Annotated in this window: 23 protein-coding genes; 14 read left to right on the top strand and 9 right to left on the bottom strand. The window is 62.5% G+C overall.

Going from position 1 to position 25,049, the window contains the following annotated elements:
- Nucleotides 1-13: 13 nt before the first annotated feature.
- Together DEVEQU_RS01945 and DEVEQU_RS01940 are read right to left on the bottom strand one after the other, a co-directional pair.
- Nucleotides 14-1,000: an ABC transporter ATP-binding protein gene (locus tag DEVEQU_RS01945; protein ID WP_126148864.1), complete on the bottom strand. Its 987-nt coding sequence runs from the start codon at nt 998-1,000 to the stop codon at nt 14-16.
- Nucleotides 990-1,988: an ABC transporter ATP-binding protein gene (locus DEVEQU_RS01940; RefSeq protein ID WP_126148863.1), complete on the bottom strand. Its 999-nt coding sequence runs from the start codon at nt 1,986-1,988 to the stop codon at nt 990-992. The genes DEVEQU_RS01945 and DEVEQU_RS01940 overlap by 11 nt, the downstream gene beginning before the upstream one ends.
- A gap of 96 nt (nt 1,989-2,084) precedes the next feature.
- Between DEVEQU_RS01940 and DEVEQU_RS01935 the strand changes: the two genes are divergently transcribed.
- From DEVEQU_RS01935 to DEVEQU_RS01910, 6 genes are all read left to right on the top strand, one after another.
- Nucleotides 2,085-3,695 carry an ABC transporter substrate-binding protein gene (locus DEVEQU_RS01935; protein ID WP_206437767.1) on the top strand — a complete coding sequence of 537 codons (1,611 nt, stop codon included), beginning with the start codon at nt 2,085-2,087 and terminating at the stop codon, nt 3,693-3,695.
- Between the two features lie 20 nt (nt 3,696-3,715).
- Nucleotides 3,716-4,675, top strand: a complete 960-nt coding sequence (locus DEVEQU_RS01930) for an ABC transporter permease (protein ID WP_126148862.1) — start codon at nt 3,716-3,718, stop codon at nt 4,673-4,675.
- A complete protein-coding gene (locus DEVEQU_RS01925) occupies nt 4,675-5,562 on the top strand; it encodes an ABC transporter permease (protein ID WP_164550200.1) in 888 nt (295 codons plus the stop codon). Before DEVEQU_RS01930 ends, DEVEQU_RS01925 begins: the two co-directional genes overlap by 1 nt.
- Before the next feature lie 3 nt (nt 5,563-5,565).
- Nucleotides 5,566-6,729, top strand: a complete 1,164-nt coding sequence (locus DEVEQU_RS01920) for a M24 family metallopeptidase (RefSeq protein WP_126148861.1) — start codon at nt 5,566-5,568, stop codon at nt 6,727-6,729.
- A gap of 33 nt (nt 6,730-6,762) precedes the next feature.
- Nucleotides 6,763-7,611, top strand: a complete 849-nt coding sequence (locus DEVEQU_RS01915) for an alpha/beta fold hydrolase (protein ID WP_126148860.1) — start codon at nt 6,763-6,765, stop codon at nt 7,609-7,611.
- A gap of 255 nt (nt 7,612-7,866) precedes the next feature.
- Nucleotides 7,867-8,499, top strand: a complete 633-nt coding sequence (locus DEVEQU_RS01910) for a nitroreductase family protein (RefSeq protein ID WP_126148859.1) — start codon at nt 7,867-7,869, stop codon at nt 8,497-8,499.
- 156 nt (nt 8,500-8,655) lie between these two features.
- Here the strand turns inward: DEVEQU_RS01910 and DEVEQU_RS01905 are convergent, their stop codons facing one another.
- A complete protein-coding gene (locus DEVEQU_RS01905) occupies nt 8,656-9,399 on the bottom strand; it encodes a GntR family transcriptional regulator (protein WP_126148858.1) in 744 nt (247 codons plus the stop codon).
- A 125-nt stretch (nt 9,400-9,524) separates the two neighbouring features.
- On the opposite strand from DEVEQU_RS01905, the gene DEVEQU_RS01900 reads away from it, so the two are divergent.
- From DEVEQU_RS01900 to DEVEQU_RS01865, 8 genes are all read left to right on the top strand, one after another.
- On the top strand, nt 9,525-10,889 hold the full coding sequence (locus DEVEQU_RS01900) for a family 4 glycosyl hydrolase (RefSeq protein ID WP_126148857.1): 1,365 nt from the start codon (nt 9,525-9,527) through the stop codon (nt 10,887-10,889).
- Nucleotides 10,886-11,818, top strand: a complete 933-nt coding sequence (locus tag DEVEQU_RS01895; protein WP_126148856.1) for a carbohydrate kinase family protein — start codon at nt 10,886-10,888, stop codon at nt 11,816-11,818. Before DEVEQU_RS01900 ends, DEVEQU_RS01895 begins: the two co-directional genes overlap by 4 nt.
- Before the next feature lie 10 nt (nt 11,819-11,828).
- A complete protein-coding gene (locus tag DEVEQU_RS01890; protein WP_126148855.1) occupies nt 11,829-13,067 on the top strand; it encodes an ABC transporter substrate-binding protein in 1,239 nt (412 codons plus the stop codon).
- Between the two features lie 66 nt (nt 13,068-13,133).
- Nucleotides 13,134-14,021 (top strand): amidohydrolase family protein, encoded by an 888-nt coding sequence (locus DEVEQU_RS01885; RefSeq protein ID WP_126148854.1) that lies wholly within the window; start codon nt 13,134-13,136, stop codon nt 14,019-14,021.
- Nucleotides 14,018-14,905, top strand: a complete 888-nt coding sequence (locus DEVEQU_RS01880; RefSeq protein WP_126148853.1) for a carbohydrate ABC transporter permease — start codon at nt 14,018-14,020, stop codon at nt 14,903-14,905. Before DEVEQU_RS01885 ends, DEVEQU_RS01880 begins: the two co-directional genes overlap by 4 nt.
- On the top strand, nt 14,898-15,734 hold the full coding sequence (locus DEVEQU_RS01875; protein WP_126148852.1) for a carbohydrate ABC transporter permease: 837 nt from the start codon (nt 14,898-14,900) through the stop codon (nt 15,732-15,734). Before DEVEQU_RS01880 ends, DEVEQU_RS01875 begins: the two co-directional genes overlap by 8 nt.
- Before the next feature lie 17 nt (nt 15,735-15,751).
- Entirely contained in the window at nt 15,752-16,819 is a 1,068-nt protein-coding gene (locus DEVEQU_RS01870; protein WP_126148851.1) for an ABC transporter ATP-binding protein, read from the top strand.
- Between the two features lie 42 nt (nt 16,820-16,861).
- Complete coding sequence (locus DEVEQU_RS01865) at nt 16,862-17,884, top strand: YeiH family protein (RefSeq protein WP_206437766.1); 1,023 nt, start codon at nt 16,862-16,864, stop codon at nt 17,882-17,884.
- 67 nt (nt 17,885-17,951) lie between these two features.
- Here DEVEQU_RS01865 and DEVEQU_RS01860 read toward each other — a convergent pair whose 3' ends face one another.
- Genes DEVEQU_RS01860 through DEVEQU_RS01835 form a run of 6 tightly spaced genes read right to left on the bottom strand, consistent with a single transcriptional unit; the run spans nt 17,952 to nt 24,973 of the window.
- Nucleotides 17,952-18,902: an ABC transporter permease gene (locus DEVEQU_RS01860; RefSeq protein ID WP_126148850.1), complete on the bottom strand. Its 951-nt coding sequence runs from the start codon at nt 18,900-18,902 to the stop codon at nt 17,952-17,954.
- Nucleotides 18,899-19,996, bottom strand: a complete 1,098-nt coding sequence (locus tag DEVEQU_RS01855; RefSeq protein WP_206437765.1) for an ABC transporter permease — start codon at nt 19,994-19,996, stop codon at nt 18,899-18,901. Before DEVEQU_RS01855 ends, DEVEQU_RS01860 begins: the two co-directional genes overlap by 4 nt.
- Nucleotides 19,993-21,537 (bottom strand): ABC transporter ATP-binding protein, encoded by a 1,545-nt coding sequence (locus DEVEQU_RS01850; protein WP_126148849.1) that lies wholly within the window; start codon nt 21,535-21,537, stop codon nt 19,993-19,995. Before DEVEQU_RS01850 ends, DEVEQU_RS01855 begins: the two co-directional genes overlap by 4 nt.
- Nucleotides 21,538-21,594: 57 nt before the next feature.
- Nucleotides 21,595-22,644: a BMP family lipoprotein gene (locus tag DEVEQU_RS01845; protein ID WP_126148848.1), complete on the bottom strand. Its 1,050-nt coding sequence runs from the start codon at nt 22,642-22,644 to the stop codon at nt 21,595-21,597.
- Between the two features lie 23 nt (nt 22,645-22,667).
- The gene (locus tag DEVEQU_RS01840; RefSeq protein WP_206437764.1) at nt 22,668-23,633 is read right to left on the bottom strand and encodes a nucleoside hydrolase; all 966 of its coding nucleotides are present in this window, start codon (nt 23,631-23,633) and stop codon (nt 22,668-22,670) included.
- Nucleotides 23,630-24,973: an amidohydrolase family protein gene (locus DEVEQU_RS01835; RefSeq protein ID WP_126148847.1), complete on the bottom strand. Its 1,344-nt coding sequence runs from the start codon at nt 24,971-24,973 to the stop codon at nt 23,630-23,632. Before DEVEQU_RS01835 ends, DEVEQU_RS01840 begins: the two co-directional genes overlap by 4 nt.
- Nucleotides 24,974-25,049 lie beyond the last annotated feature (76 nt).

Raw genomic sequence — 25,049 nt, 5'->3', positions numbered from 1 at the left:
CGCCGCTGCCATTTCAGGCGCTAATCTTGTCGGACTCGCCCATCGGATGATAGCAGGCGACGCCGGTGATGCCGCTCGCTGTGGCGTGCTTGTGCATGACAGGCTCTTGCTGGCGGCACTGTTCGGTGACACGCGGGCAGCGGGGATTGAAGCGGCACCCTGGCGGGGGGTTAACCGGATTGGGCGGCTCTCCCCGTGTGGCCTTGCCCCGGGCCAGGCGTGCCCGCGCCGGATCGGGCTCCAGCGCCGAACTACGCAATGCGACGGTATAGGGATGGCTCGGGGTGACCAGCACCTGTTCGGCACTGCCCTCTTCGACCGCGCGGCCAAGATACATCACCATGACACGCTGCGAAATGGCCCGCACTACAGCCAGGTCGTGGGCGATGAAGATGATGGCAATGCCCAGCCGTTGCTGCAGGCCGATCAGCAGGTTGACCACCTGCGCCTGAACCGAAACGTCGAGCGCCGATACCGGCTCGTCGCAGACGAGAATGGAGGGTTCGGCAGCCAGAGCCCGGGCAATGCCGATGCGCTGGCGCTGGCCGCCGGAAAATTCATGGGGAAAGCGGCTGGAGGCGGCGGGATCGAGACCCACTGCCGTCAGCAATTCTTCGACCCGGGCGGTGCGTGCCGCGCCTTTGGCGAGGCCATGGACATCCAGCGGCTCGGCGACGATATCAAGCACGGTGCGGCGCGGATTGAGTGACAGATAGGGGTCCTGAAACACCATCTGCACCTGCCGGCGCAAAGCCCGATCACGCCTGATCGGCGCACCCTTGAAGAGGATTTCTCCCTCATCGGGCGTTTCGAGGCCAACCAGCATGCGGGCCAGCGTGGACTTGCCGCAACCGGATTCGCCCACCACGGCCAGGGTTTCGCCCGGCCTAACGGCCAGGCTCACATCCTTGACGGCCTGGAAGGGCTTGCCGAACACCGCGCCGCCGGCCCTGAAGGTCTTGGACAGGCCGCGGGCCTCAAGGATGGGCTCAGCCGACATGGGCAGTCTCCACGAGCGGATAGTGACAGGCATGGCTGCGACCATGCGCCGCAGGCACGAGTTCTGGGCGCAGCTGTGTGCAGAGCGCGCCCAGATGGGTGCAACGCGGGTTGAAGGCGCAACCGGGCGGCGGCGCGATGAGATTGGGCGGCGACCCCTTGATCGGCTCGAGTTTTTCCACGGTCTCCAGCCGGGGCGCCGAGGCCATCAGCGCCGCAGTGTAAGGGTGGGCCGGCGCCCGGAAAATATCGTCGACATTGCCGGTTTCCACCAGCCGGCCCGCATACATGACGGCCACGCGTTCAGCCATGCGCGCCACCACACCCAGGTCATGGGTGATGAGCAGGATGGCCATGCCCAGCTCGTCCCGAAGTTCGTCGAGCAGATCGAGAATCTGGGCCTGGACGGTCACATCCAGTGCCGTTGTCGGCTCGTCGGCGATCAGCACTTCAGGTTTCAGGGCAATGGCCGAGGCGATGAGGATGCGCTGGCGCATGCCGCCGGAAAACTGGTGCGGAAAATCATCGATCCGCTTGTCGGCCGAGGCCAGATGCACCGAGCGCAGCAGCTCGATCGAGCGCTCCCGCGCCTCCTTTTTCGAGATGCCGAGATGGGTGCGATAGAGCTCGCCCAACTGGTCGCCGATAGAGAGAACCGGGTTGAGTGCCGACAGCGCATCCTGGAACACCAGGCTGATGACCCGGCCGCGCAGCTTGCGCTTCTGCTCGTCATCAATGTTGAGCAGATCATGCCCCGCAAGCTCCATGCGCTTGGCATTAATGGTGGCATTGCCGCGCACAATGCCCATCACTGCTCGGGTGGACACCGACTTCCCGGACCCGGATTCGCCAACAAGGGCAAGCACTTCGCCGCGCTTGAGGTCGAACGACACGTCGCTGACGGCCTTCACCTCGCCGCGCATCGTATGGAAGCTGACATCGAGCCCTGACACCGAAAGCACCGGGCGTTCGTCTGCCTGTTTCGTCATCAGTGACTCTACCTCGTTCAGAAATTGTACGACAATCCTTGACACGGCTTTGAGCGCATCGCAACACTTGGGTGCCAATTCAACAGCGAGACCACGATGATCCGCAATGTTAGGAATGCTTTGACCCGTCGTTCCGTCCTAATGGGCGGGATCGTTATGGCCATGGGGGTGGCCAGCCTGGGCTCTGCCTCGGCGCAGGACGCGGCAAGCCGTATCGTCATCGGCACCACCGCCGATGTCGTCAACTTCAACCCCCTGGTCGGCAATAGCCGCTCGGATACCTGGGTCACCAACCTCATGTATCCGCGCCTGATGCAGATGACCGACAAGGGCTCCAAGGACCCCTACGTCGCCACCGAATGGGGCTATTCCGAGGATGGTCTGACCGCCTGGATGGAGATCCGCGGCGACATGACCTGGAACGACGGCACCCCGTTCACAGCCGATGACATCGTCTTCACCATCACCGCCGTCACCACCGAGAAGATCGGCGTCACCGCGGGCCTCATCCCCTCCTTCGTCAGCGCCAAGGCGGTTTCGCCGACCCGCGTCGAATTCACGCTGAGCCGCCCGGACTCCACCTTCCTCACCAATATCGGCTTCTGGATGCCGATCGTGCCCAAGCACGCCTTCCCCGAAGTCGGCCAGGTCGCAGCCTTCGCCAATGACAAGGATTGGGTCAGCGCCGGTCCGTTCATCCTCAAGGAAGTCAATGCCGGCCAGAACTATGTCCTGAGCGCTGTCGACAATTATCCGCTCGTCGAAGCCGGCAAGGCCAGCGTCGGTGAAGTCGAATTCCGCGTCTTCCCGGATGTGAACGCCCAGGCCCTGGCGCTGCGCGCCGGCGATCTCGATCTCATCGCCAATGCGCTGCCCGCACCCATCGCCCGCACCCTCAAGGATCAGCCGGGCATCACGATCGCCCAGGCCCCCTCGCTGGGCTGGTCGCATGTGCTCTACAACATGAACGACGAAGTGCTTGCCAAGCTGGAAGTGCGTCAGGCCCTGGCGCATGCCGTGGACTACGAAGCCATCCGCGCCATCGCCATGCAAGGCCTGGCCAACACCACCAATTCCTCGCCCATCTCGCCGGTCCTGAGCTACTGGGCCGACCCGGAAGCCAAGGAATATGCGTTCGATCCGGAGCTTTCCCAGAAGATCCTGACCGATGCCGGCTATACTGATGGCAATGGTGATGGCTTCTTCGACGGCATCGAGTTCTCCCTGCTCTACGAACAGAGCGCTGCCGATATCGCCAACTGGGCACAGATCATGAAGGACGGCGCTGCCAAGGCCGGTATCAAGATCAACCTCACCGGTCTTGAGCGCAACACCTACCTGGCCCGCGGTCGCGAGAAGGACTTCGACATCTATGCCGGCAACTGGGCAGTGATGGAAGAGCCGGCGGCCTATCTCGGCCTCGCCTATCGCACCGGCGGCTTCATCAACTACGCCTCGATCTCCGATCCGGACCTCGAAAAGCTGATCGACGAAGCTCAGGCTGCCACCACGCCGGAAGCCGTCAAGGGCCCGGTGCAGGCTGCCGCCCGCCTGATCTCGGAAAAGGTCTACGACAACGTGCTGTACTACCAGACTTTCCAGTTCGCCTATAACAGCGACAAGTGGGACGGTTTCGTGGTGCAGCCGTCCGATCTGCTCTCGCTGGTCAATCCGCTGTCGCTGGCCTCGGTCAAGCCCAAGAACTGACCTTGTAGAGACCTGATAACGTGCATCTCACCGGCTACTTTCTGCAACGACTGGCGCGTGGATTGGTGACCTTCTGGTTCGCCGTTACGGTCACCTTCTTCCTCGTCCGGCTCTTGCCGGGTGACCCGGTGCTGGCTGTGGCCGGCCCGGGCATGACCGAGGAAATCCGCCAGACGCAGCTGGAGCTGTACGGACTGGACCGCCCCCTGGCGGTCCAGTACTTCGCCTATCTGCGCGAGCTGATCCATGGCAATCTTGGCATCTCGTTTCTGCGCAGCCAGCCGGTGAGCCAAATCCTGATGGAGCGTCTACCCTGGACGCTGCTTCTGACTGGGTCCGCTCTCGTGGTCACGGTCCTGCTCGGCGTACCGCTCGGCGTGCTGGCGGCAACCCAGGCTCGCGGCTGGGTCGACCGCGTCGTCCAGGTCACCGGTGTGGTCGGGCAATCGCTGTTCGTGCCCTCGCTCGGTATCTTGCTGCTTTATACTCTTGGCCTCATGCTTGGCTGGTTCCCGATCGGTGGGGCCGTCAAATCCGGGCTGACGGGCTTTTCATATTACCTCTCGGTACTGCATCACCTCGTCCTGCCCTGCTTCACCCTGGTTCTCGCGCAGCTCGCCTCCTATGTGCTGACCCTGCGCGCGACGCTGATCGAGGCGCTGGGGGAAGAATATTGCGACCTGGCTCGTGCCAAGGGCACGCGCGAAAACAAGGTGATCTGGAAGCATGCACTGCGCAATGCGCTGCTGCCCACCACCACGTTGATCGGCCTGCAGATCGGCTTTCTCGTCGGTGGTGCGGTGCTCACCGAAACCATCTACGCCTATCCCGGCGTTGGCCGCGCCATCTATGAAGCCGTCGGCCAGCTCGATTTCCCCGTGCTGCAAGGCGCCTTCGTGCTGCTGGCGGCCACCGTGGTGATCGCCAATCTCCTCACCGACATCGCCTATGGGCTTCTGGACCCGCGGGTGCGCACCTGATGACCATGACCAATACGTCCACGACAGCGCCCAGCCTGGCTCCCGCCGATCTCAAGCCCGCCCAGCGCACCTGGCGCGCCTTCCGACGCAATCCCCTCGGCATGGGGTCGGCCGCGGTGATCCTGATCATGGTGGTGATCGCCATCCTCGCGCCCCTTCTTGCAGCGTTTCCCAGCGGCTATGGCACCGAAATTCTGGTGCCGCCGTCTCCCGCCCATCCCTTCGGCACGGACGATCTCGGCCGCGATGTGTTGGCGCAGGTGATCTGGGGCACGCGCATCAGCATGATCATCGGCTTTGCCTCGTCCTTTCTCGCCATTCTGATCGGCGTGGCGCTGGGGATTCTCGCGGCCTATGCCAAACGGCTCGATGCGCCGATCTCCATGCTGGTCGATGTGTCGCTGGCTCTGCCGGTGCTGCCGCTGATGATCCTGGTCGCGGCGCTGGTCGGACCGTCGGTAACGACGCTGGTGATGGTCATCGCGCTGTTTTCCTGGCCGGAAGTGACGCGAATTGTTCGCTCGCAGGCCTTGTCAGTGACGCGACTGCCCTATGTCGACGCCGCGCGCACCATTGGCGGCAGCCATTTCTGGATCATGACGCGGCATCTGCTGCCGGCCGTTGCGCCGATCATTGTGGTTTCGGTGGTGCTCACCGCCTCGCGCGCCGTGATGTCGGAAGCAGGCCTTTCCTTCCTGGGCCTGGGCGACCCGGAAAGCTGGTCCTGGGGCAAGATCTTGTTCAACGCCCAGCGCTCGGGTGCGCTCACCGTCGCCTGGTGGTGCACGCTGTTCCCCTCGCTGGCCATCCTGTTGCTGGTGGTGTCCTCCACCCTGGTATCCATCGCCTATAACGACGCCCGCAATCCGAAAACCCGGGAGAACTGAGCCGTGAAGCAGCGTCTTTCGCGCGACACCTATGCGCGCATCCAGGATGGGTTGCGTGCCCGCATGGCCGCCCAAGGTTTCGACGGCCTCCTGGTCGACGACCACCATCATGTCGCTTATCTCAGCGGCTTTTTCCACTTCCCCAATGAGCGGCCCGCTGCCATCTGGCTGACGGCAAAGGACTGCATTCTGCTGGTGCCGGCGCTGGAGGCCGACCACGCGGAAAAGCAGAACACCGCAGCCGAATTCGTCGTCTACCCCGAATATCCCGGCATCGAGGACGCCTTCTCGATCCTGCTTTCCAAGATCAACCCCAGCGGCCGCATTGCCTATTCGCCGACCACGCCGGTCGGCCGGGTCAAAAAGTTCGAACAGTTCGCGCCCAATGCCAGCTGGGTCATGTCCGAGATCGTCGAGGATGCGCGGCTGATCAAGTTCCCGGAGGAAATCGTGCTGCACCGCGAGGCGGCGCGCATTTCCGACGCCATGGTCGAAGCGGGCCTCAAGCTCATTCGCGATGCCATGGCCGATGGCGCTCCGCTGCCCACCGAAGCCGAACTGGCCCGGCATGTCACCGGCTTCGGGACCAAAACCATGTATGCCGAGCACGAGGATGTTGTGGTCGGGCAGATGCTGGCCGGCGGCCTCGTCTATACCGGCAAGAATGCGGCCCTGCCCCATGGGCTGCCGTCTGCCGACCGCGTCAAGCCAGGCGAGACCTTCATTCTCTCGCTGGGCTGCGCGGTCGGCGGACGATTCGCGGAAAGCGAGCGCACCTTCGTCATGGGAGAACCCACAGACGAACAGCGCCGCTATTTCGAAGTCGCCGCCCGCGCCCAGGCCGTCGGCACCGATGCGCTGATTTCAGGCCGCCCCTGCTCCGAAGCCAACCGCATCTGTCTCGATGTCATTCGCGAGGCGGGCATGGCGCATTATCTGCGCCACCGGCAGGGCCACGGTATCGGCATCTGGCTGCACGAGCCGCCCTGGATCGCCGATGGCGACGACAGCCTGCTGCAGCCCGGCATGATCGTTTCGTCCGAGCCCGGCCTCTATATCCCCGGCCATGGCGGCTATCGCATTTCCGACACCGTTCTGATCACCGAGACGGGGCCGGAGCGGCTGACCAGCCATCCGCGCACTATCGATGAATGCATCATTGCCTGACCGCTAGACATTAGGACTGAAGAGGAGATTGGAATGGACGTCACCATCAACGGCGCACGCCTCAACATTGAAGTGCTGGGTGGGGAGGACAAGAGCAAGCCGGTGATGATCGTTCACCATGGCGCGCCGGGTCTTGGCAGCCATGCCGAACCCAAGGGCTCCTTCGGCCCCTTCTCCGACGACTATCGCGTCGTCGTCTTCGATGCGCGCGGCAGCGGTGCCTCCGAAGACAAGGCGCCGTTTACCCACGAGCAATGGGCCGCCGACGTCGATGCCATCCGCGAATGGATCGGCGCCGACAAGATCATCATGGCCGGCGGCTCCTATGGCGGTTTCATATCGATGGAATATGCCATTCGCTATCCCGACCGCGTTCTGGCAATGGTGCTGCGTGACACTTCGGCCGACAATGCGCATCGCGAGCTCTCTCGCGCCAATGCCCTGGCGTCGCCACGGATCGAGGTCGATCTCGAGCTCTTCAACCGCATCATGGCCGGCACCACCTGCGACAATGAGGACCTCAAGGCCGCCTGGGCGCATATCCTGCCGCTCTACGACCACGATCTCGATATGGAAAAGGTGCGTTCGCGGATCGAGAACACACCCTATCACTATGCGACGCATAACTATGCCTTCGCCGTGAACCAGGAGAACTACGACCTCAAGCCGCAGCTGCCCAATATCAAGGTACCGACCCTGATCACCGTGGGCCGTCATGACTGGATCACCCCGGTGGCGGCCTCCGAAACCATCCATCGGCTGATCCCGGGCTCGGAACTGGTAATCTTCGAGAATTCCGGCCATGCGCCGCAGGTCGAGGAAGCGCCGAAGTTCCAGCAGACCGTCCGCGATTTCCTGCGCCGGGCGCTGAGCAAGGCCTGAAAGGGCCGGCTCAATTGCGGACCAGAACTACACCCGCGTCAGCACACGACACGGATTTATGGGCGGCCATTCGGCCGCCTCACCTTTTACACCTATGCCCTGGTCAGCCTCAAATTGAGCTCGCTCCATAGCGGTATGCTTTTGGTGCCTTCTTGCCGTTGCGGCGACACTGCTTAAGTAGCGGCATGCGGTTGCCCCTGGGAGCCTTGCTCCGAGGCCTTTTTAGGCGCCGCGTGTTGTAGGAAGGTTTCATAAGTGTTGCTTGAAAAACTGAACTGGCGCTACGCCACCAAGAAAATGGATAGCTCCAAGACCGTCGCCGCCGACAAGGTGCAGCGCATCGTGGAAGCCGCGCGCCTGGCCCCGACATCGAGTGGCCTGCAGCCGTTCCAGGTCATCGTCGTGACCAATGCCGAAGTGCGGGCTAAATTGCGCGCTGCCGCATATGACCAGGCCCAACTGACCGACGGCTCCGCCGTACTGGTATTTGCCGCATGGGACAATTATACCACCGAGCGCATCGACCACATGCTGGCGCTGACCGCCGCCGAGCGTGGTGGTAGCAGCGACGCCCTCGATGCCTATTATGACGGCCTCAAGGCGACCTATGTGCCGCGCGACGCCAAGACCAATTTCGAGCACGCTGCGCGCCAGGCCTATATCGGCTTTGGCATGTCTATCGCGCAGGCCGCCTTTGAAGGCGTGGACGCCACGCCTATGGAAGGCTTCGAGCCGGCCAAGTTCGATGAAATCCTGGGCCTCGGCGCCCTGGGCCTGCGCTCGGTCTGTATCCTGCCGCTGGGCTATCGCGACGAAAGTGGCGACTGGCTGGTCGGGCTCAAGAAGGTCCGCCGGTCGACCGAAGACTTCGTGACTGAACTGGCCTGATCGCGACCCATCACCCTCGTGTCGTGCACGGGGGTGATCATGCTCGGCCCGACAGGGTCGAAAATGGCACCGCCTGAGGGCATTGCGATAGCGAATTGCCGCCGTGCGGGGATCGGTGCGCCACTTGCGCATCGCAAAATTCCCCGCTGCGCTGCGTCAGGTGCCCTGTGCAAGCCGAAGCGGGTACTTTTCCGGATGGTGCAGGGTGCGCGTCAGGTTGATTGGACGCCCGATCGTGTCATAGGCCACCTGAACGACCTTGAGTACGGCCGCCGGAGAGCTCAATTGCAGCAGCGCGGCATCTTCTGGCGTGGCGATTGTAGCGCTGAGCACCGTCTCACCGCCATGAGGCACTAGGCCATAGCGGTTTCGCAATTCTGCATAGAGCGACCTATTGGGGACGTTCCAGTCTTGATCGGCAAGGTCAGGAGCCAGTGCCAGCGGTATCCAGTCATGGCCGATGGCCACGGGCTCGCCATCCAAGAGGCGCAGGCGCCGAAGCGAGGTCACGTGCTGACCCGAATCGAGTTTGAGCGCATGCGCGATATCGGCCTCTGCCGCGCTGCGCCTGGCTTCGAGAATGCGGGAGCCCGGCACTTGATCATGCGCCAGGGCCGTCTCGGTAAAACTGCGCAGCAGTTCGAGCTCATGGCCGCGTTGCGATCCGCCGGTGGCGTAAAAACCTTTGCCCGGCTGCGCGACCAGGTGGCCCTCGGCCACCAATTCGCGGAGCGCCTGGCGAGCGGTAATCCGGCTGACGCCGAGCACATCCACCAGTTCCCGTTCTGAGGGCACCTTGCCATTGGCCGGGATCTTGCCGCCGTACAACATCTCGAGGATACGCGTCTTGACCTGTTTGTAGAGCGGCAAGGGACTATCGCGGCTGATCGCATTGTACATCAGTGGGCGGCTCGCTCGAGAGGCAGCGACGCGGCTGCAGGTCTTCCTCCTATACGCGAATTTATCCGCTTTACCAGCCTCTGCATATCTGGTTATATCCAGTTATATTTGGTGGAGGTGGACCGGTGAAGCTGGCGTTGATTGGAGGTGGCGGGGTCAGGGCGCCGTTGTTTGTCCAGTCTGCGCTGCGGCGAGCGGATGCGCTCGGCCTGGACGAACTTTGCCTCATGGATCTTCCCGAAAGCGGCTTGCGCACCTTCGGCGCCCTGGCTGCCGAGTTGGCGCGTCAACAAAACAGCCGCACGCGCATCACCATGACCAATGACAGCCGCGAAGCGCTGGTCGGTGCCGACTTCGTCATCACCACGATCCGGCCGGGCGGAGTGGACGGACGGATCGCCGATGAGCGTATTGCACTCGACATCGGTGTGCTGGGACAGGAAACGACAGGAGCCGGCGGCTTCGCCATGGCCCTGCGATCCATCCCGGTCATTCTCGATTATGCACGTCAGATGGCGGAATACTGCCCCAATGCCTGGCTGATGAACTTTACCAACCCTGCCGGGCTGGTGACCCAGGCGCTCCATGACGAGGGTTTTGAAAAGGTCATAGGCATTTGCGACAGCGCCAATGGCGCGCAGCGGGCATTGGCGAAATGGTTCAACGTAGCCGACCAGGCGATTGAAGCCGACCTATTCGGGTTAAACCACCTCTCGTTCACGCGCCGGGCGCTGCTCAATGGTCGCGACGTGTTGCCGGAAGCCCTCGCGGACAATGGCTTTCTCGATACCAGCGCCCAGCGCGTATTCGCTCATGACGTCGTGAGGCGCCAAGGCATGTGGCTCAACGAGTACCTCTATTATTTCTACTATGCCGAAAAGGCCCTGCAGTCGCTGCAATCGGGGCAGACGCGCGGCGAAGAGATCAAGGCGCTCAACGACCGCTTGCTGCCCGACCTTGATGCAGCAGGGATCGGGCATGATCCGGCGCGGGCACTCGACGTCTATTTCGACTACGAGCATCGTCGCAGCGCCGGCTATATGGCAAAGGCCAACCAATCAGGCAGCCAGGCAGCCGCCAGTGCGCACCCCGCCGCCGATGATGGCGAAGGCTATGCCGGAGTGGCTCTGGGCATCATTGCCGCCCTTGCTGGCGGCGCCCCCATCCGCTCGGGCCTCAATACGCGCAATAACGGCGCCATTGCGGGGCTGCGCGACGCTGATGTGGTCGAGGTGACATGTCGCATCGATGCTGCCGGCGTCCATCCGCAGCCGGTTGGCGAGATGCCGCAAATGCAGGGCGCTCTGGTGCAGACGATCAAGACTTATGAGCGCATGACCGTGTCCGCCATCCGCGAGCGGAACCGAGCGCTGGCCGTCGATGCCCTGGTGGTGCACCCACTGGTCCAGTCCTACTCCCGAGCCCAGCCGCTGGTCGAGCGCTACCTTGAAGCCCACGCCGCATTCGTGGGCAATTGGAGGCGGCAATGAGCCGGTGCGACGTGCTGGTGGCAGGCGAGTATTTCTGCGATCTGGTCTTTGCCGGGCTCGATGGCGCGCCGCGCCTCGGCACCGAGCACATGGCTGATGATCTCGTGATCATGCCCGGCGGCACCTATACGATGGCGCTGGCCCTCACCCGCCTCGGTCTCGACACGCGGTGGGCCAACACGTTCGGCAACGATCTCTTCAGCCGCTTTGTTCGGGACACGGCCGCGGCCGATGGCATCGACGCTTCTGCCTTCACTCATCTTGATCAGCCGGTGCAGCGCGTTTCGGTGGCCTATTCGGCTTTGGGCGAGCGCGGTTTCATCAGCTTCAGTCAGCCCGAAGTCGAGCCACCGCCCCAGCCGAGCATCGCGGCCATAAATGCGCAATGGCTGTTGCAGACCTTTCGGTTCGAACCCGATTGGCTCCGCTTCGTCGCCACCCAGAAGCAGCGCGGCGCCAAGGTGCTGCTTGACTGCCGGGGTGGGGATTTTGACCTCACGACGCGTGGCGTCTCCGAGCTGATCGCATTGGCCGATATCTTCTCGCCCAATGCCGAAGAAGCCCTTCGCCTGACCGGGGCCAGCACTGTGGAGGCGGCGGGGAGGCGGCTGTCCGAGCTCGCGCCGGTTGTGGTGGTCAAATGCGGTGCGGATGGCGCGCAGTGGCACGATGGGACGGGCATGTACCAGGTGCCCTCGCCTTGCGTCCAGGTGGTCGACACTGTGGGGGCAGGGGACAGTTTCAACGCAGGCCTGCTTGCCGGGCTTGTGCGCGGGACGGACCTGGAAAGGGCCGTAACTCTGGGCGTGCTCTGTGGTTCGCTGTCCACGACAGCGACCGGAGGGAGGGCATGTCCGACGGCGGAGGCCCTGGAGGCCTTTACTCAAACCCTGGCTGCTGGCCAGCCGGATCAAAACGTCAATCATTGAGGGAACGAAGATGACGAGACTGCTGTTTGCGACTGCCGCGAGCGTGCTCGCACTGAGTGTCGGTGTTCAGGCTCAGGATACCACCAAGCTGGTCTTCGCTTATTGGGGCGATCCGGCCGAGCTACCGCCCTTCCAGAAGATCGTGGCCGATTACGAAGCGGCCAATCCCAATATCGATATCGAGGTGCAGCACGCGCCGTGGTCGGGCTATTTCACCCGCCTCGATGCCCAACTTGCCGCGGGCGCCGGTCCGGACGTGTTCTTCATCACCAATGTGCCCGCCTATGCTGCGCGAAACCAGCTTGAGCCGCTGGACCAGTGGATCGCGGACAGCGGCTTCCCAATCGCGGAATACAACCAGGAAGCGCTCGCGATCCACTCGCTGAACGACAAACTCTATTCCATCCCGCGCGACAACGACACCAATGCGCTCTATTTCAACAAGGCGGCATTCGATGCTGCCGGCATTGACTACCCACAGGCCGACTGGGATTGGGACGATCTGCGCGAAGCCGCCCTCGCTTTGACACAGCGCGACGGCAACCGTGTGTCGATGTACGGCTTTGCCACCGAGGCGAATGACTGGCCGCGCTGGATCATCCAGAATGGCGGCGATGTCTTCGACAATCCACTGAAGCCCACGACCTTCACCATGGATAAGCCGGAGGCCACAGAGGCCATCCAATTCCTTGGCGATATGATCAATACCGATCACGTCATGCCCAGCTTCCAGGAGCTGCAGCAGAGCGGGGGAACCAGCCAGCTCTTCCTGGGCGGACAAGTTGCCATGGTGGTGACCAATGCGGCGCGCCTCGGCACCTTCGCCGATGCCAGCTTCGAATGGGCGGTGGCGCCCCTGCCCACCGGTCGCACCGGCATCCATGCCAATCGCCTCGGCGGTGCCGGCTTTGCCATGAATGCGTTCAGCCAGCACAAGGAAGCGGCCTGGGATTTCCTGTCCTATCTCGCCGGTGAGCCGGGTCAGGTCACCTTCGCCTCGGCCAATGCGTCGGCTGTGCCGGCCATGGTCGGCAATGCCGCAGTGCGCGCAGCCTTCCAGGCGCCGTTCGCCGATATCTTCCTGGCCGAAAGCGAGTACGGCAAGCTGTTCCCGCAGTTCTCGGGCTATGTCGACATCACCAATCTTTACATCCAGCCGGCGCTTGACCTGGTCTGGACCGGTGAGGCCAAGGCTCAGGATGCCATTTCGGCCATCGTCTCGGACGTACAGGCGCGGCTGGCTCAATAAGGCAGGTCTGGGCGGGTGGCCTTGCGCTGCCCGCCCTTCAAACTGGACTGGTAGGGAGCATCATCAATGCGCGTTTTCGACGCCCACGTACACTATGGCTTCTGGGAGAAGCTGTTCACCCGCGACGCCGAAACCGGGTTTCTTGAGACCCTCTCGGAGGTCTGCGCAGATGCCGGCATCGTCAAGGTGGCGCTCCTCGCCAATCCGGGCCTGGGCAATGCCAAATTGTCCAAGGCGCTCGAGGCGCGGCCCGATCTGGTTGTCGCCATGGGCCGGCTGGAACTCGATCATGACCCGGTGTCATTGGTCGAGGAATTCTACCAGCGCGGATTTCATGGCATCAAGATTTCCGGCGTGTCGCGCAATTACGACGACCCGGCCTATTTTCCCTACTACGAGGCGGCCGCTGCCCGCGGGCTGCGCATCCTTTTCCACACGGGCATTTTGGGTGGTCCGGTCGACTATCTGGAAGGCAGCAAGGAAGACGCGTGGAAAGCGCCTCCCGCCGCCAATACCGAGGATGAAGAAAAGCTCGTCACCCGGCTCAGCCGCCAGATGAAGCGCGAATCCTTCGGCTATTCCAGTGCCCGCATGCAGCCGATCTATCTCGATACGATCGGCTTCTACTTCCCGGAGCTCTTCGTGATCGGCGCGCATATGGGCTGGCCTGACTATCGCACCTCCTCGGCCGTCGCACGCTGGCGCCCGCGCGTCTATTTCGACATTTCCGGCGGCGATGTCGTCCATAACCACATCGTGGAGGGCGGCTATATCGGCAAAGAAATCAGCCCCCGCAAACTCATCTACGGTTCGGACAGCGATCATCGCCGCATGAAGGCGGATATTCTGCGCTGGAAAGCCGCCTTCGACACAATGGGGCTGACCGCCGACGAGCAGGATCAGATCTTCTACCGCAATGCTGCCCGCATGTTCGGCGTGGAAGACGACACATGAGCACGCCGGCCTTTGCCCGCAAGGACGAACGCACGGCCTGGGCCTTTCTGCTGCCCAGTCTCGTGCTCTTCGCGACCTTTACAGGCATACCGGTCATAGCCGCGCTGGGGATTTCCTTCACCCAGTGGGACCTTTTCAATCCGGCCCGGTTCATCGGGCTGGACAACTATACCAAGCTTTTCGGCGATCCGATCTTTGCCCGCGTGATGGGCAATACCGCCTATTTCGTATTGCTCTCGGTACCGGTGCAGATGCTTATCGGGCTGGGCTGTGCGCTGGCGCTCAATCGCGGCATTCGCGGCCAGACCTTTTTCCGCATTGCCTATTTCCTGCCCGTGGTGACCTCGACCATCGCCGCAGCCCTGGTATGGGCCTGGCTGTTCAATGCCAATTTCGGCCTGATCAATGCGCTGCTGAGCCTTGTGGGCATCACCGATGTGCCGCGCTGGCTGGCTTCGACCCAATGGGCCATGCCCGCAGTGATCATCGTCTCGATCTGGCAAAATCTGGGCTATGCCATGGTGCTGTTCCTGGCAGGGCTGCAGAATATCCGTGCCGATCTTTACGATGCAGCCGCCATTGACGGTGCCAGGGGGTGGCGGCGCCTGTGGTTCATCACCTTGCCCCTCCTGTCCCCCACGACCTTTTTCGTCTTGATCATCTCGATCATCGGCAGTTTCCAGATCTTCGAGCTGGTCTTCGTCATGACCCAGGCCGGGCCAGCCAATGCCACCAATACGCTGGTCTACTACATCTACCAGAACGGCTTTCAGTTCTATCAGATGGGCTATGCCAGCGCCGCAGCCATGATCCTGTTCGTCATCGTGCTGATCATGACCCTTGTCCAATACGCCTTGCAAAGCAGGTGGGTGCATTATGGCTGAGGCTGCGCGCAACAAGCCGGTGGATTGGCTGATCTTCATCATCCTTCTGGGCGGCGCCCTGATCACCGTGGGTCCGTTTGCATGGATGCTTTCTACGTCGATCAAGCCCGATCCCGAAGTGTTCCGCTATCCACCCACCGTCCTCACCGCAGACCCGCAATGGCAAAACTATTTCGAGATTTTCTCGGCCATTCCGTTCGGACGGGCCTTCCTGAACTCGGTGATCGTGACGCTGTCCATCACCGCGCTGCAACTGATCATCTGCTCCATGGCTGCCTATGCTTTTGCCTGCATGAGTTTCCGAGGGCGTGAAGCTGTGTTCCTGGTCTACCTCGCCGCGCTCATGGTCCCGCCACAGGTCACCATCATCCCCAATTTCATGCTGGTGCGGACGCTGGGCTGGATCGACACCTATCAGGGCCTGATCCTGCCCTTTGCCTTTTCCAGCTTCGGCACCTTCCTGCTGCGGCAATATTTCAAGACCATCCCGCGCGAATTGCTCGAAGCGGCACGGCTGGACAACTGCGGCCATTGGAAAATCTACCTGTTCATCGTGCTGCCACTGGCCCGCCCGGCGCTGGGCGCACTGGCCATCTTCGCCTTTGTATCGCAGTGGAACAATTTCCTCTGGCCGCTCATCACCACCACGCGTCCTGAAATGCAGACCGTTACCGTGGCCCTGTCGACCTTGCAGGGCCAATACAACACCGATTGGCCACTCCTGATGACCGGCAGTGTGCTGGCGGTGGCGCCCGTGCTCATCATCTTCATCTTCGGCAACAGGGCCTTCATCTCCGGCTTGACCGCCGGCAGCTTCGGCGGACGCTGAGCGAAAGGAACATCGCAATGGCGCAAATTCAACTGGCCGGCATCTCCAAGAGCTTCGACAAGACCGAGGTGATCCGAAAGACCGAGCTCGAGATCGAGGATGGCAGCTTCTGCGTCTTTGTGGGACCCTCGGGCTGTGGCAAGTCCACGCTGCTGCGCATCATAGCGGGGCTGGAGACGGCAAGTGCGGGAGAAGTGCGGATCGACCGCAAAGCGGTCAACGATGTCGATCCGTCGGACCGCGGCATTGCCATGGTTTTCCAGTCCTATGCGCTTTATCCGCATATGAATGTGCGTGAAAATATGGGCTTCGGGCTGCGCATGGGCGGTACGCCCAAGGCCGAGATTGCCGCCCGCGTCACCCGGGCAGCGGAGATTCTGCAGATCACCCAATTGCTTGACCGCAGGCCGGCGCAACTTTCAGGCGGACAGCGTCAGCGCGTTGCCATCGGCCGCGCCATCGTTCGCGACCCCAAGGTATTCCTATTCGACGAGCCGCTCTCCAATCTTGATGCCGAATTGCGGGTTCAGATGCGCGTGGAAATCTCCAAGCTGCACAAGAGCCTGGGCACGACCATGATCTATGTGACCCACGACCAGACGGAAGCCATGACCATGGCCGACAAGATCGTGGTCATGCGCGCTGGCGTCATCGAACAGGCCGGTGCCCCGCTTGAACTCTACACCAATCCCGACAATGCCTTCGTCGCCGGATTTCTCGGCTCGCCCCGCATGAATTTCTTCAAGGCGCGGATGGCGGCGGATGGCGAAAATGTTGCTACGCTGCCCGATGGGCAAAAGGTGCCACTGCCGGCTCTGGCCAACCCGCCGCAGCCCGGCGAAGAGCTATTGCTCGGCGTTCGCCCCGAGCACATGGACAGCGCCAGGGCCGATGCACGCCTGACGCTGCCCGTGGACGTCATCGAGCACCTGGGGACCACAAATTTCGTTTACGCAACAGGGCCGGCAGGGGAAACCGTGGTGGTGGAGAAGCGTGATCACGCTGACGCAACCTCGCATGTGCACTGCATGATTGAGGTCACCAATATGCGCGTCTTTGCGCTAACCGGCGCCAGACTTCGCTAGGCGGCAGAATACGGGCGTAGGGTCGCCAAGGAACCACCCGAAGTGACCTCAGAGCCAGGATTGTTCCGCAGCAACGTCATCGTTCCGCTTCTGCCCGGCCTCGGGCTCTCGGGCTTCATTGCCCTATTGGCCGGAGCGCTCGGGTTCGCCCAGAGCCACGTTTTCGGCACGACCGGCCTCGACGCGCTGATCCTGGCCATGCTTCTGGGCATGGTGGCGCGCGCCATCTGCGAACTGCCCAGAGCGATGCAGCCTGGAATACGCTTCGCCAGCAAAACGGTTCTGGAGGCAGCAATTGTGCTGCTCGGAGCCTCCATCGGCGCGGCGGAAATCGTCACGCTGGGTGGCTGGACCATCGTGGCCATTCTGGCGCTGGTTGTTGCCTCACTTGGCCTCAGCTACGCCCTTTCGCGCTGTCTCGGCCTCGACCGACAATTGTCCGCGCTCATCGCCTGCGGCAATGCGATCTGCGGATCATCAGCAATTCTCGCCTGCGCCCCGGTGGTGGGCGCCGCCGAACGGCAGATGGCCAGCGCCATTGCCTTTACCTCGGCCCTGGGGGCGCTGCTGGTGCTGCTCCTACCCATGGCCGCCATCCAACTGGACCTGGATGACAGGCGCTACGGCATCATCGCCGGCATGAGTGTCTATGCTGTGCCGCAGGTGCTGGCTGCAACGGCCCCCATCAGTGTCCTTAGCGCTCAGCTCGGCACCCTGGTCAAGCTGACGCGCGTGCTGATGCTGGCCCCGGTATTGCTGATCATCGCGGTACTGAGTGGCGGTGGCGGCAGGGTGAGGCCCCCGATCCGGCAGGTCGTACCCTGGTTCGTCGCGGGCTTTCTTCTCCTGATCACGCTGCGCCTTCTTGGCCTTTTTCCGGTTTTCCTGCTCGAGCCCAGCTGGCAACTCTCCCGCCTCCTGACCCTGATCGCCATGGCAGCACTCGGACTGTCGGTGGATATAGGCGAACTGCTTGCTGGCAGTGGACGGGTCCTGGCCGCCGGCCTTGGCTCGCTGATCCTGCTGGTCACCTTAGCGTTTGCGCTATCCGCCTTTCTCACCTGAGCGCCTGGCCTCCATCGCCCTTGGCGGCGGCGCCAAGGGGGCGATGGACCCGGGAGAGGACTTTTCGTCAGGCCTTGATGGCGGCACGCAGCTGGCGAGCGCGCTGGGCGCGGTAGCTGAACAGGATCAATGCCAGGACCGTGACGACGAAGGGAATGGTCTGGATCATCTCCCCCGGAATCCAGTTGAAAAGATTGGGCATGACCACCGCCAGGGCCTCGAAGACGCCGAACAAGAGCGCAGCGAGCATGGCCCCGACCGGATGGCGTGCGCCGAGCAGCACTGCGCCCAGCGCGATGAAACCACGGCCCGCCGTCATGTCGCGGGTAAAGCCGATATAGTTGAACATGGCGAGCTGGGCGCCGCCAATGCCGGCAAGCGCGCCTGATGCCACGAGGCTCCAGGCCCGGACCTTGCCTACAGGAATGCCAGCTGCAGCCGGCGCTGCCGGATATTCGCCAACGCCCCGGAGCCACAGCCCCCACGGGGTCCGGTAGAGGAAATACCACACCGCAAAAACCATTAGGACGCCCAGCCAGGACAGGATGGAATGGCCCGACAACAGGCTTCTAAGCGTAGGACCAACGACCGGAATTGCATCGAGGAAACCGAGATTGACCGCCGGCACGGCCTTGGACTGCAAATTGATCGAGGTGCCCTTGTCGCCGCCCGTCGCCCGGGACAGGGCGAAGACAGTGCCCCCGGTGGCGAGAATGTTGACGGCAAAGCCGACCAGGATGATGTCGGCCTTCAATCGCAGGTGGAACAGCGCCATCAGCGCGCCGAGCATGCCCCCGGCAGCGATCCCGGAGAGGACCGCGACATACCAAGGAGCGTAGACAGAGACGATCACGGCGGTGAGTGCGGCGATCAGCATCATGCCTTCGAGCGCCACGTTGAGTGCGCCGGAGAGATCGGCGATGAGCCCGCCCAAAGTGGCGAACAACAGGGGCGTCGTGGTGCGGACCACCGTGACGAAGAAGGTGGCCGAAAAGATCGTGATCAGCAGGTCGATCATTTGGCAATCTCCGCTGTAGCGGCTGCAGGTGAGGGTCGTCCAAAGAGGCGAGCCAGCACTTTCCTTCCGGGCAGGCTGAAGGAGGAAGCAACGAGAAGAATGATGATGGCCTGAACCACCGAGATCATTTCGCTGGGCACATCGGTGCGCAGACCCATGAGTTGCGCGCCCTGACGCAGATAGCCATAGCCCAGCGCCACGAAGGGCACGGCGAGCGGCCGGCTGCGGGCGACAATGGCGATGAGGATACCCTCGAAGGCAAGATTGCCGTCGAAATTCTGCGCCAGATTACCAAAGGCGCGCCCTTGCACGAAGACAGCGCCGAGCAGACCTCCGAAGGCGCCGGCCACGCTCATGGCAGAGACCATGATAAAGCTGGACCGAATGCCGGCATATTCGGCGAATTTTGGATTGTCGCCGACGAGGCGCAGCTTCAGGCCCCAATTGGTGCGGTAGAGCAGGAACCAGACCACGAAGGTCGCCACAAGCGCGATGACGATACCCAGATCGAAGCGGGTACCGGGCAGGATGGCGGGGAAGATCGCGGTGTCGGGGAATTTGGCGGTCATCAATTGCCCGGTGCCAGCCGGCGCGAGGTGAGCGCGGATGAGGTAATTGACCACCAGGATGGCGATGTAATTGAGCATGAGCGAGGAGACGATCTCGCTGGCGCCGAACCGGGCCTTGGCATAGCCCGGAATGAAACCATAGACGGCGCCTGCGGCCATGGCGGCGAGCATTGCAAGTGGAATGGCTAGCCCCGTCGTGCCGATGGGGGACATGGCAACGAACGCGGCAAACAGCCCACCCATATAGACCTGGCCCTGCACGCCCATGGAAAACTGCCGCGCCTGGAAGACGAGGCTGAAGGCCAGGCCGGTCAGCGTCAGCTTGGCGACATCGTCAATCCAGTTGCCGATGGTGCGGTTGGACGAAAGCGGCGCAGTGAGCAGCGTGTTGAAGGCGGCGGCTGGATCGCTCGAGGTGGCCAGAATGACAACAAGCGCTACGCCAAGGGCAATGACCAGAGCGGTGAGCGCGCGGCCGGTTTCGCGCCCGATGGCCTGCCAGCGTCGTGATGACATCATGCTCATTGCAGCGCCGCCCACATGGTTTCAGGTTCCTGGCGATCGAGGCCGAGCATGTAAGTGCCCAGCGTTTCGGGAGTAAGCGTATCGCTGTTGTGAAAGGCGGCGACGATCTTGCCCCGATAGAACACCACCAGCCTGTCCGACAAGGCGAGCAGTTCGGACAGGTCCGCCGAGCTCAGCAGAACCGCCGCGCCGCCATCACGGGCCTGGGTAAGCGATTTCCAGATGAATTGAGTGGCCCCCAGATCGACGCCTCGCGTCGGCTGGTTGACCAAGAGCAGCTTTGGTTGCTCGGCCAGTTCGCGCGCCACCACCACCTTCTGCATATTGCCGCCCGAGAGCGTGCCCACGGCAGAGCCGGGACCGCCGGCGCGAATGGAAAAGCGCTCGATGAGTGCCAGGGCATTGGCCTTGATGGCCTTGAGATCGAGCAGTCCATGGCGCACGAAGCGCTTGTCGCCCAGCCGCGTGGCGACGAGATTTTCGGCAATGGACGAGCCACTTGCCAGCCCGCGCACCAACCGGTCCTCGGGGATGCTGGCCAGCCCAAGGGCGCGCCGTTCCAGCACGCCCAGCGCTGTGAGGCTCGTGCCATTGAGATAGACCACGCCTTCGGCAATGTCGCGCAAGCCAGCCACGGCTTCGAGCAGTTCGGCCTGGCCATTGCCCTCGACGCCCACGAGGCCGAGTATTTCTCCGGCATAGACCCTAAGGTTGAGGTCATGGGCAATCGTAGCGCCGGCGTCGTTGACGATCTTGAGCGCCTTGATCTCGCAGCTGAGATCCCCCCTGCCCTTGGCGCGGTCGACGCGCAGCGTGACTTCGCGCCCCACCATCATGGTGGCAAGGCTTTCTTCGGTGACCGAGCGGGTTTCCACCTGCCCCACGCTCTTGCCGCCCCGCATGACGGTGATGCGGTCCGAAATCTCGAGCACTTCGGGCAGCTTGTGGGCGATGAAAATGACGGTGCGGCCCTGCGCCACCAAGGCACGGACGGCGACGAACAGTTCCTCCACCTCCTGCGGCGCCAGAACGGCAGTGGGTTCATCGAGGATAAGGATGCGCGCGTCCCGGTAGAGCGCCTTGAGGATTTCCACCCGTTGCTGCTGGCCGACAGGGAGTTGGCCGACAGGCGGAAGGGGATCGACGAAGAGGCGGAACTTTTCCGAGAGCGCGCGCACCTTTTCGATCGCCTGTTCGCGGTCGAACCTTATGCCGTCGCGCGGCTCGGAACCAAGCACGACGTTTTCATAGACGGTGAAGGAGGGCACAAGCGAGAAATGCTGGAACACCATGCCAATGCCGTTGTCGATGGCCTCGCGCGGATTGGCGAATGAGACCGGCTTGCCGTCGAGCCGCAACTCGCCCTTGTCGGGCTGCTCGATGCCGAACAGAATCTTCATGAGCGTGGACTTGCCCGCGCCATTTTCACCCACCAAGGCATGCACCTCGCCGGCATTGATGGTGAGATTGACCCCGTCATTGGCGACCGTGCCGCCTGGATAGGTCTTGCCGATGGAAATGGCTTCGAGCAGCGCTGCCATGGTCGTCCTCGTGGAAACAAAGCGGCCCCCGCCGAAAAGGCGGGAGCCGCAAAGGCATTACTTCATGCCGGTATCGACAACGATCTCGCCGGAAATGATCTTGGCTTCCTGTTCGTCCACTTCGGCGCGAACATCGGCGGGGACCAGCTTTTCGTAATAGCTGTTCTTGGCAATGCCCACTGCACCGTCGGCGAGGCCGAGGATGAGATTGGTGCCATAGGGCGCGGTGCCATCGAGGGTCTGGACCAACGCGGTATAAAGCGACTCACCGACCTTCTTTTCCACCGAGGTGAAGATCACGTCGGCCTGGGCCGGATCGGTGGGGGCAAAGATTTCGGCCTGGTCGCTGTCCACGCCCACGGCAAGCTTGCCCTCGTCGCGTGCTGCCTGCAGCGCGCCGATGCCGGTGCCGCCAGCAATGGGGAAGACGATGTCGACACCCTGGGCGAACTGAGCCAGCGCCAGCTCCTTGCCCTTTGCGGGATCGGTGAAGCTGCCGGCTACCGCACGGGTCACCTGAACATCGGGATTGGCCGCCTTGGCGCCCTGTTCGAAGCCGAGAGCGAATTCCACCACGGTGGTGCCTTCGACGCCGAGGATTTCGCCGAGCTTGCCGGTCTTGCTGATCTTGGCGGCCGCGTAACCGGCGAGATAGCCGGCGGTGGAGACGCGGTAGTTGATGGCCAGAATATTGGGGAATGCGCCGCCGGTGAAATCGGGAGCGTCATCGAAAATGATGAATTTGGTCTCGGGATATTCCGGCGCCAGGGCCTGCATGAAGCCGTTCATTTCCCAAGTGCCGCCGATGACGACGTCATAACCCTGATCGGTGGCGTCGGCCAAAGCCGGCTCCCAGCGGCCACGATCCAGGCCTGCTTCGATAATGGTGACATCGACCGGCAGCTCGGCTTCGGCCTTGGCAAGACCGGCCGCGGCGCTGTCGAAAAAGCTCTTGTCGCCCAGATTGCCGTGAACGACGAGCGCCACCTTGAGCGGATTTTCCTTGGTATATTCCTGCGCGAAGACAGCGCCGGCCGAGACCGAGGCCATGAGCCCGGCGACGGCGAGGCCCGTAAAGGCACGGCGCGTAAGTTTAAACGAGGTCATTGACGGAGCTCCTGTTGGCTTTGTCATTGTGTGGCGGCGGGGCGGAAGGCGATGGATGCCCGGTAGAGCGCGACGAGCTGGTCGAGCCGGGCTTCCTCGATCAAGGTCACCATCGGTGTTCCGAGGCGGCCTGAAGGATCAACCACCGTCATGCCGCGGGTGATGCCGGGCGCCAGGGCCACATCGACCGAGGCTCGGGTGGATTTGGTGACGATGTCGGGGGCAATGACCGCTGCAGCGGCGAGCGGATCGACGAAGCGGAAATTGTCGCCCCCGCCATAACCGGCAATGGTCTGGCGCGCATGGGCGGCGAGCGCCAGCGAGAAATCCTTCTCCAGCCCGTCGGGCACATCGGCGAACAGGGTATCGACCTCGGCTCCGGTCATATTGTGGGTAACGCAGGGCTCCCACGGGGCAATGACGATGTCGAGCGGGGCGGTGAAGACGATCTGCGCCGCCTCCGGATCGGCATAAACGTTGAACTCGGCGGCAGGCGTGGTGTTGCCGCGCCCATAGATCGTGCCGCCCATGATAGTGAGCTGGCCGATGCCCGCGACGATGGCCGGTTCGAGACGCAAAGCCAGCGCCAGATTGGTGAAGGGGCCGATCATCAGGATATCGACCTTTTCGCCGGCCGAGGCGGCGGCAAGGAAGGTGTCGATGAGAAAGGCGACCGCATTATCGCTCGCCGTCTGCGGAATAGTTTCGGGACGCGGCGCGCCGCCCAGGCCATCCTCGCCGTGAATATATTTGGCGTCGATGACAGGCTGATTGAGCGGACGTGCAGCGCCCTTGTGCACCGGCACATCGGGCCGGCCGCCGACGGCGAGAACGGTCAGCAGATTGCGGGTGGCCGCATCGAGACCGACATTGCCGAAGACCGTAGTAATGGCATCAGGCGTGCGGCCGGCGGCGATCAGCATGAGAAGTGCCTGGGCATCATCGACGCCGCCGTCACTGTCGAGAATAAGCTTACGTGTCATAGTCATGCTGCCTTTCGCGCGGCTTCAACCCGCGCCCAGAAATCGGTGTAGGTGGCCGAATATTCCCGCCTGATGTCGCTGAAGGCGCGACGGGTGAGACTGCGGTCAGCCACAAGATGTTCGCCCGCCACCCAGACATGTCGCACATCGCGGCCGCTGCCTGAATAGACAAGCAGCGTTTCCACATCTGGTGTTTCTGAATAGCCGGGACCGGAAATATCGATGGCAATGATGTCGGCCGCCTTGCCCTTTTCGAGCGAACCGATTTCGTTTTCGAGGCCCAGCGCCCTGGCGCCTTCGATGGTGGCCATGCGGACCAGTTCGGCGCTGGAAATGGGCTGCGCCCTGCCCTCGCGGTGCGACGCGACGAGACCGGCGACGCGCATTTCATTGATCATGTCATAGCCATTATTGGCGGCGACATTGTCGGTGCCGAGGGCAACGGTGACACCGGCTGCCTTGAGATCAACGACCGGACAGATGCCTTCGCGGCCGGAGCGGAGGCCAGCGGTCGCGTTGTGGGAAATGGAGGCGTGCGGGGCGCGGGCGAAAACAGCGATATCTTCGGGACTGAGGTCGAGGCAGTGCGCGGCGTGAATGCGGCCATTGAAGAAGCCCAGCTTTTCGAGCGCAACGGCAGCGGTCGTGCCGTAGCGGCGCTGGGTTTCCTCATTGTCTTCCGGGCCGCAGGCCATGTGCAGGTGAAGGCCGACGCCGAATTCATTGGCGACAGCAACCTCGGCCAGAAGCAGGTCCTCAGAATTGTCAACATAGGGCGCGTGCGGGCCGAACCAGGGGACCACTCGGCCATCGGCTGAACGCTGCTGACGAAGGAAGTTGGTGGCGAGAGCCAGTTCTTCCTCGCCGCGCGCCTTGTCGCCGAGTTGGACGATGCCATAGGCAATGACGGCACGAATGCCGGCCGCCTTCACCGCCTCTGCAATTTCCTCGGCGAAGAAATATTGGTCGCAGAAGGTCGTTGTGCCTGACAGCGCCATCTCGGCGCAGGAAAGCGCCACGGCCGGGCCGATATCGGAGGCAATAAGCGATAGCTCCGGCTCGCGGATCGAGTTGTACCAGCCTTCCATAGTCAGAAGGCTCTGGCCTTCGGAACGACCACGAAAAAGCACCATGGCGGAATGGGTATGGGCATTGACCAGACCGGGCATGACGACATGACCAGGAAGCGAAAAGACTTCGTCATAGTCGCTGCGATCCGGGCAGGTATCCATCGGGCCGACGCCCGCAATCCGCCCTTCAGACATGGCGACCCATCCCGGCGCGAACATGGTGTTTTCGGCATCCACCGTCAGGACGATGGCATCGCGAAGAAGTGCAGAACTCATTTGACCTATCGCTAGTAAAGCGCTTTACATGGCGATCTAACGCCACTTTTGCGGAGCTTGTCAAATGCAATCAGCT

The sequence above is a fragment of the Devosia equisanguinis genome, assembly GCF_900631955.1.
GTDB lineage: Bacteria > Pseudomonadota > Alphaproteobacteria > Rhizobiales > Devosiaceae > Devosia > Devosia equisanguinis.
The sequence above is the reverse complement of the archived record's forward strand: the minus strand, read 5'-3'. Positions and strand labels throughout refer to the sequence as shown.

Coding starts and splice junctions, on each gene's coding strand:
- DEVEQU_RS01945 (WP_126148864.1), bottom strand. CDS start 1,000: ATGTCGGCTGAGCCCATCCTTGAGGCCCGCGGCCTGTCCAAGACCTTC.
- DEVEQU_RS01940 (WP_126148863.1), bottom strand. CDS start 1,988: ATGACGAAACAGGCAGACGAACGCCCGGTGCTTTCGGTGTCAGGGCTC.
- DEVEQU_RS01935 (WP_206437767.1), top strand. CDS start 2,085: ATGATCCGCAATGTTAGGAATGCTTTGACCCGTCGTTCCGTCCTAATG.
- DEVEQU_RS01925 (WP_164550200.1), top strand. CDS start 4,675: ATGACCATGACCAATACGTCCACGACAGCGCCCAGCCTGGCTCCCGCC.
- DEVEQU_RS01915 (WP_126148860.1), top strand. CDS start 6,763: ATGGACGTCACCATCAACGGCGCACGCCTCAACATTGAAGTGCTGGGT.
- DEVEQU_RS01905 (WP_126148858.1), bottom strand. CDS start 9,399: ATGTACAATGCGATCAGCCGCGATAGTCCCTTGCCGCTCTACAAACAG.
- DEVEQU_RS01895 (WP_126148856.1), top strand. CDS start 10,886: ATGAGCCGGTGCGACGTGCTGGTGGCAGGCGAGTATTTCTGCGATCTG.
- DEVEQU_RS01890 (WP_126148855.1), top strand. CDS start 11,829: ATGACGAGACTGCTGTTTGCGACTGCCGCGAGCGTGCTCGCACTGAGT.
- DEVEQU_RS01885 (WP_126148854.1), top strand. CDS start 13,134: ATGCGCGTTTTCGACGCCCACGTACACTATGGCTTCTGGGAGAAGCTG.
- DEVEQU_RS01880 (WP_126148853.1), top strand. CDS start 14,018: ATGAGCACGCCGGCCTTTGCCCGCAAGGACGAACGCACGGCCTGGGCC.
- DEVEQU_RS01875 (WP_126148852.1), top strand. CDS start 14,898: ATGGCTGAGGCTGCGCGCAACAAGCCGGTGGATTGGCTGATCTTCATC.
- DEVEQU_RS01870 (WP_126148851.1), top strand. CDS start 15,752: ATGGCGCAAATTCAACTGGCCGGCATCTCCAAGAGCTTCGACAAGACC.
- DEVEQU_RS01860 (WP_126148850.1), bottom strand. CDS start 18,902: ATGATCGACCTGCTGATCACGATCTTTTCGGCCACCTTCTTCGTCACG.
- DEVEQU_RS01855 (WP_206437765.1), bottom strand. CDS start 19,996: ATGAGCATGATGTCATCACGACGCTGGCAGGCCATCGGGCGCGAAACC.
- DEVEQU_RS01850 (WP_126148849.1), bottom strand. CDS start 21,537: ATGGCAGCGCTGCTCGAAGCCATTTCCATCGGCAAGACCTATCCAGGC.
- DEVEQU_RS01845 (WP_126148848.1), bottom strand. CDS start 22,644: ATGACCTCGTTTAAACTTACGCGCCGTGCCTTTACGGGCCTCGCCGTC.
- DEVEQU_RS01840 (WP_206437764.1), bottom strand. CDS start 23,633: ATGACTATGACACGTAAGCTTATTCTCGACAGTGACGGCGGCGTCGAT.
- DEVEQU_RS01835 (WP_126148847.1), bottom strand. CDS start 24,973: ATGAGTTCTGCACTTCTTCGCGATGCCATCGTCCTGACGGTGGATGCC.